At 28.3% G+C, this 6,397-nt stretch carries 6 protein-coding genes and 1 pseudogene; 3 read left to right on the plus strand and 4 right to left on the minus strand.

The window, feature by feature from the left end:
- The 3 genes and pseudogenes from ABWO04_RS09250 to ABWO04_RS09260 all read left to right on the plus strand — a co-directional run.
- Window positions 1-604: pseudogene (locus tag ABWO04_RS09250) on the plus strand (M61 family metallopeptidase); the annotation flags it as partial.
- 101 nt (window positions 605-705) lie between these two features.
- On the plus strand, window positions 706-1,425 hold the full coding sequence (locus ABWO04_RS09255; RefSeq protein WP_353079403.1) for a DUF4369 domain-containing protein: 720 nt from the start codon (window positions 706-708) through the stop codon (window positions 1,423-1,425).
- A gap of 112 nt (window positions 1,426-1,537) precedes the next feature.
- Window positions 1,538-2,104 carry a pentapeptide repeat-containing protein gene (locus ABWO04_RS09260; RefSeq protein WP_353079405.1) on the plus strand — a complete coding sequence of 189 codons (567 nt, stop codon included), beginning with the start codon at window positions 1,538-1,540 and terminating at the stop codon, window positions 2,102-2,104.
- On the opposite strand, the gene ABWO04_RS09265 is transcribed toward ABWO04_RS09260, so the two are convergent.
- The 4 genes from ABWO04_RS09265 to mutL all read right to left on the minus strand — a co-directional run.
- Window positions 2,097-3,128 carry an endonuclease/exonuclease/phosphatase family protein gene (locus ABWO04_RS09265; RefSeq protein WP_353079407.1) on the minus strand — a complete coding sequence of 344 codons (1,032 nt, stop codon included), beginning with the start codon at window positions 3,126-3,128 and terminating at the stop codon, window positions 2,097-2,099. The genes ABWO04_RS09260 and ABWO04_RS09265 overlap by 8 nt on opposite strands.
- A gap of 12 nt (window positions 3,129-3,140) precedes the next feature.
- On the minus strand, window positions 3,141-3,971 hold the full coding sequence (locus ABWO04_RS09270; RefSeq protein ID WP_353079409.1) for a rhomboid family intramembrane serine protease: 831 nt from the start codon (window positions 3,969-3,971) through the stop codon (window positions 3,141-3,143).
- 102 nt (window positions 3,972-4,073) lie between these two features.
- Window positions 4,074-4,862 carry a rhomboid family intramembrane serine protease gene (locus ABWO04_RS09275; RefSeq protein ID WP_353079411.1) on the minus strand — a complete coding sequence of 263 codons (789 nt, stop codon included), beginning with the start codon at window positions 4,860-4,862 and terminating at the stop codon, window positions 4,074-4,076.
- 2 nt (window positions 4,863-4,864) lie between these two features.
- On the minus strand, window positions 4,865-6,397 hold a 1,533-nt coding region (gene mutL / locus ABWO04_RS09280), incomplete at its 5' end, for a DNA mismatch repair endonuclease MutL (RefSeq protein WP_353079413.1).

Genomic DNA, 6,397 nt, shown 5'->3' on the forward strand with positions numbered 1-6,397 from the left:
TATTGATATTCAAATGAGAGAATTAAGCAACGGACAAAGAGGAATTCTTAGTTTAATGCAAGATTTATCTAACGAATTTGGTAGTAATAAACCATTTAAAGATGAAGAATTATTTGCTACGATTACAAGAATTACATATCCACAAATTGGAGAATTTTTAAATACCTACGTTGCGGGTGAAACACCAATACCATATGAGTTTTATTTTGCTAAAATGGGTGTTACAAAAGGAAAAACACTAGCAACAGGAAATCCTTTTCTAAAAGACGAAAGCACACCTTTAATTACTGTTGATGGAACCACAAAACAAATTAAAGCATTAGAAGATGTAAGCAATAATGTTTTTATGACCACATTAGGAATTAAAGGAAACGACGTGTTAAAAGCATTTAATGACAAGGAATATAATTTAGAAAATATATACGATTTAATTATGTCAAGCGAATCTTGGAAAGATGGTGATGCTATTTCAGTAACCGTAATAAGAGATGGAAAAGAAATTGTTTTAAAAGGGAAAATCAATTTGCCAAAAGAAGAAAAATCTGGATTTATGGCAACGGATAAAACAAAAGAAACAATTAAAAATGCTTGGTTAAAAGGATAATCAATAAGTAAAGACCAATATAAAATCCTCAAATTACTATTAATTTGAGGATTTTTTTATTTTCTTTGCACTTCATATAAATTGAAATCAACACCTGTAAAATGAAAAAAATAGTTACAATACTTTTAGTTACCATTTTAGTAGCTTGTAGTAAAACAGAAAGCAATAAAATTGGAAATTTAGAAATTTCTGGAAATGTAGACGGATTAAAAAAAGGAAAACTATACATTCATAAGCTTAATGATACCAATTTAGTAATTTTAGATAGTATTATAATCTCTGGGAAATCTAATTTTGAAACCAAAATTCAATTAGATGAACCACAAATGTTATATCTAACTTTAGATAGAGGAACTACCGAATCTATAGATAATAGTATTCAATTTTTCGCAGAACCAGGTAAAATGAAAATAGAAACTACTTTACAAGGTTTTTATTCGAATGCAAAAATTACAGGTTCAGAAAATCAAAAAGTATATGAAAAATTCTTAAAAATTAAGTCGAAATTAAATGATGAAAACTTAGACTTATTAGAAAAAGAATTAAAAAACAAAACAGCAAATAACGCAACAGTAACAGAGGATATTCAAAACAAACGCGATAAATTAACCATTAGAAAATATTTATATACAGCTAATTTTGCACTTATAAATCCAAAATATGAAGTGTCCCCTTATATTGCTTTAAGTGAAATTCCAGATGCAAATATTAAATTATTAGACACTATCAATAAAATGTTAGTTCCAAAGGTTGCTAAATCTAAATATGGAAAACGTTTAAATGATTTGATTGCTGAACGAAAAAAAACTGAAGAAAAATAATATAACTCTTTTGTCATTTTGAACTTGTTTCAAAATCTATTTTAATATAAAATTCTTTGTTTGAGATTCTGAAACAAGTTCAGAATGACATAATTATACAATTCCTTTCGTTATGAAGCTAATATTAGATAGTACTTTTAGTAAAATAAACTATTCTAACGAATTGTTTGAAATTGCCGAATACGATACTTGTGTTTTTGATTCCTGTAGTTTTATTAAAACAACGCTTTCAAATAGTGTATTTACAAACTGTGAGTTTATTAATTGTAATTTTGAAACTCCATTTGTAAGCCATACTTCTTTTAAAGAAGTAACTTTTCAAGAATGTACGATTTTAGGTTTGCAATTTGAATACTGTAATGACTTTTTATTTGAAGTTTCCTTCGATTCTTGTATGTTACAAGTATGTTCATTTTTCAAAATGAACTTAAAAAATTCAAAATTTAAAGATTCAAAAATTATTGATGTGGATTTTACTAATGCTACACTTAGTGGGGTTAAATTTGATAATTGCGATTTATCAAAATCTATTTTTGACGCAACGAATTTAGAAAAAACAGACTTCAGTTCAGCATTTCATTTTTCAATAGATCCTGAAAAGAATAAACTAAGTAAAACTAAATTTTCAAATGAGAATTTAAGTGGCCTTTTAAATAAATATGATTTGGATATTATTTAATTTCTAACCGAGAAATTAAAGGAAAATGATCGCTATTATAAAAATCATTTAACGTTTCAAAACTATTAATCTGAATGTTTTTATCGGCAAAAATGTAATCAATTCGTGCTGGATAATATTTAAAATTATAGGTTTTACCAAATCCTTCCCCATTTGATTCAAAAGCATCCTTCATTGATCCTTTTATGGTTCTGTACACAAAAGAAAAAGCACTATTATTCATATCGCCACATATAATTTTTTTATACTTGCAATTCGTATAATGCTGTTTTATTAATAAGGCTTGCACTTGTTGTTTGGTAAACGCACTACTGATTTTTCTGAAAATATATTTTGTTTTAGATTCGTTCATTTTCTGAATTTCCTCTTCTTCAATATCGGTACTAATTTTTATTGATTGCAAGTGCATACTGTAAATTCGCAACGTATCTTTATCCTTAATAATATCAGCATAAACCGCATTATTTGTAGAATTTGGAAAATTAATGACACCTTTATCTATAATTTTATATTTAGAAAAAATAGCATTTCCTACGATAATATTTTTACCTTCTTTAAAAACGTGTTTGTACTTATAATTCGAAAATTGTGTTTTTTCTAAATTCGAATACTCTTGAACACATAAAATATCTGGGTTTTTCTCACTAACAAACTCAGCAATTTTGGTTGGAATATTCGCTTTTTTGTTCCAATTAAATTTGTTAAACAAACGAACATTATAACTCATTATAGTGAACTCTTTTTCCGATTTTGGTAACGTTGTAGGTTTTAAATTATAAAACTTATTGATAAACGTAATACCTAAAAGCAACACCAAACCAGAAACGAAAATATATTTTTTAAATTGTAAAAACCAATACATAAAAAACATTAAGTTCACCACCAAGAAAAAAGGCAAAAACAAGGTTAAAACACTTAAAAAAGGAAACCATTTTGGTGCTAAAAAAGGCAACAAATATGCCATTAATGTAGTAAATGCGACTACTACATTAAAAAACAACATTGTTTTTGAAATAAATGACATTTTTTTTAGCATCTATTTATTGGCTGCAAAAAGAAATTCTTTTTCTTCTTTGGTTAAACTTTCATATCCCGATTTACTAATCTTTTCAAGTATTTCATCAATTTGTCTTTGTGTAAAATTTACATCCGAAACACGAACGGATTGATACTTTTTCACGGACTTGTTTTTATACACTTTTTTAAATGTACTATTTTTTTTCTTTTTAATTGCAAAAATGGCACTTATATCAATTCCTTTTTTCATTAAGATTGCAAAAACAAATCCAACTAAACCACCAGACAAATGTGCAATATGACCACCCGTGTTTTCAGTTAATAATTGTGCTACATCTATAAAAATATAAAAAACTGCAATATGCCAAATTTTCAAATAGCCAATTAAAGGTAATCGTAAAGAATAATTTGGCGCAAATGTAGCAACAGCCATAAAAATAGCCATAATGGATGCACTTGCACCAACTATTAAATTAGTGTAATTAAATAAATATCCGTAGGCTACAAAAATTAAACCTGCAAAAAAACTGCCTAAAAAATAAACTGTTAAAAACTGTCTGGTAGTAAAAAAGGTATAGAACAAGGTACTTATGTAATACAAAAAAATCAAATTAAATATTAAATGAATTGGTTCGGAATGCAAAAATCCGAAAGTAATTAATGTCCACGGAAACCATAAAACATCTTTATAATTAGACGACAAAGCCAACCAATTTGGATATTGAAACTGATTTAAAACAAAACTAAAACACAAAGCGCTAACAATGAACACCAAAATATTAATAAAAATTAACTTTTGGGGTGCATCGCTGCTTTTATAATGTTGTTTTATTTCGTTTATAAAATTCATTTATATTATCGCTTTTGATTTTTATTAACCATATAAGTCATATAAGGAAGTATAAGAAATATGACATTTCAACTTTTGACTTTCGACTTTCGACTTATCTACCTAATTCCATCTGGTATGTGTAAACTTATTGTTTCGCCAAAGCATCATTAATAGAAAACCAGTTAAAGTACCGCCAATATGGGCAAAATGAGCAATATTACCTCCACCAGAAAAAATTGAAAAACCAGTTACTCCTGAGAATAAATCTAAACCAACAATAATTGGTACAAAAAACTTTGCTTTTATTGGTACTGGAATAAACATCATCATTAATTCAGCCATAGGAAACATAAAAGCAAAGGCTACTAACAAACCATAAATGGCACCTGAAGCACCAACGCAACTTCCATAAATTAAAGATAATTTATCAAATTCAGCTTGGGTACAATCTACATTATTTAAAATTTGATTTACTTTTCCTGTAGTTTGTCCTGCCGAATTAAACACATCGCTTAAAGGCGTATCAAAAATAATTTGCATTTCTTGTGAAGTTAGTCCTAATTCATTTATAACTTGATGAATTTCATAGTAATTCATTCCAGTTTGAACTAAAGCTGCACCTAAACCACAAGCTATGTAAAAAAACAAAAACTTTTTTCCACCCCAAAAATGTTCTAAAGCCGAACCAAAAGAAACCAGTGCAAACATATTAAATAAAATATGCATCAAATTTGGCATTTTCGCGTGCATAAACATATGCGTAAAAGGCTGCCAAAATCGGAACTTTTCACTTTCGAAATAAAATAAGGATAACGTTTCATAATTTTGAGGTAGCACTTGACTCAAAATAAAAACCAAAACATTTATTATTAATAGTTGCTTTACAACCGGTGTCATATTATTGAACATACTTAAAATCTTTTATCTAAATCTTCAGAGGTTAATGTAATAAAAATTGGTTTATTAAAGGGCGACACATTAGGTTCTTTACAAGCAAATAAGCCATTTACAATATTTTCTAATTCAATTGTATTTAAATATTTTCCCGATTTAATTGATACACTTTTTGCCATAAATTTAGAAATACTATCACTTAATGAAAAACTATCTTCAGGTAAATTTTCTTGTAAATTGTAAATTAAATCGTGTAAAATTTCTGAAACTGTAGTATCTGAAATTTGAGCTGGTAAACCCGATATAACCAATTCATCAAATCCCATTTTTTCAAAAGCAAAACCTATTCCTTCTAAATTAGGTTGAATTTCTTTTAAATACATCATTTCTTCTCTTGAAAACTTTATTTCTAAAGGAAACAACAACTGTTGACTTGAGGCTTGATGAATGGTGATGTTTGTTAAAAATTGTTCGTACAAAATACGCTGATGTGCCCGACTTTGATGAATAACTAATAATCCTGATTTGATGCTATTGAAAATATATTTTCTATTGAATTGATATAGTAAAGTCTGACTTTCTGTTGATTTATCATCAAATAATGTACTGGCCACTAAATCAGTTTCAAAATTTGTAGCAGTAACCTCAAAAGTATCTTGTTTCAAATCGGTATATAAGCTTTCCCAATGCGGTTGCGCTGATTTACTTTTATCGTAAGAAGGCGAACTTGAGTATTTTTTAGTTTCAGGTTCAAATGGATTAAACGAACGATCCACTTGAATGGTTGGCGTATCTAACGTTTTATCTTTATAATCATACGGAACATCTAAGTTAGCGTCTCTCTCAAAATCAAGAATTGGTGCCACATTAAACATTCCTAAACTGTGCTTTACTGTTGCTCGTAAAATAGCATACAAGGCTTGCTCGTCGTCAAATTTTACTTCTGTTTTTGTGGGATGAATGTTAATATCGATAGTGTGAGGCGGCACTTCTAAAAACAAGAAATAACTGGGTTGATTATTATCTCGCAATAAGCCATCATAAGCATTCATAATTGCGTGATGCAAAAATGGACTTCTAATATATCTATTATTGACTAAAAAAAACTGTTCTGATCTGTTTTTCTTGGCAAATTCGGGCTTTCCTACAAAACCAGTAATTTTTAAAATCTCCGTTTCTTCAGTTACAGGAACTAATTTTTCATTTGTTTTACCACCGAAAATATTTACAATTCGCTGGCGATAATTAGAACTTGGCAAATTAAACACTTCACTTCCATTACTAATCATAGTAAAGCTGATAGTAGGATGAGCCAAAGCTACACGTTCAAACTCGTCAATAATATGTTTTAATTCGATATTATCCGATTTTAAAAAATTTCTACGCGCAGGAATATTGAAAAAAAGATTTTTTACTAAAAATGAAGTTCCTTTTGGCAAAACAGCCACATCTTGTGTAATTACTTTACTACCTTCAATAATGATATGAATACCTAATTCTTCTTGATCTTGTTTGGTTTTTAATTCTACGTGAGCGACTGCAGCAATTGA

This window comes from Flavobacterium sp., from assembly GCF_040382755.1.
Lineage (GTDB): Bacteria > Bacteroidota > Bacteroidia > Flavobacteriales > Flavobacteriaceae > Flavobacterium.

What these genes read in the sequence shown, in the direction of transcription:
- ABWO04_RS09265 (WP_353079407.1), bottom strand. Translation starts at nt 3,128, where the DNA reads ATGTCATTTATTTCAAAAACAATGTTGTTTTTTAATGTAGTAGTCGCA.
- ABWO04_RS09275 (WP_353079411.1), bottom strand. Translation starts at nt 4,862, where the DNA reads ATGTTCAATAATATGACACCGGTTGTAAAGCAACTATTAATAATAAAT.
- ABWO04_RS09260 (WP_353079405.1), top strand. Translation starts at nt 1,538, where the DNA reads ATGAAGCTAATATTAGATAGTACTTTTAGTAAAATAAACTATTCTAAC.
- ABWO04_RS09270 (WP_353079409.1), bottom strand. Translation starts at nt 3,971, where the DNA reads ATGAATTTTATAAACGAAATAAAACAACATTATAAAAGCAGCGATGCA.
- ABWO04_RS09255 (WP_353079403.1), top strand. Translation starts at nt 706, where the DNA reads ATGAAAAAAATAGTTACAATACTTTTAGTTACCATTTTAGTAGCTTGT.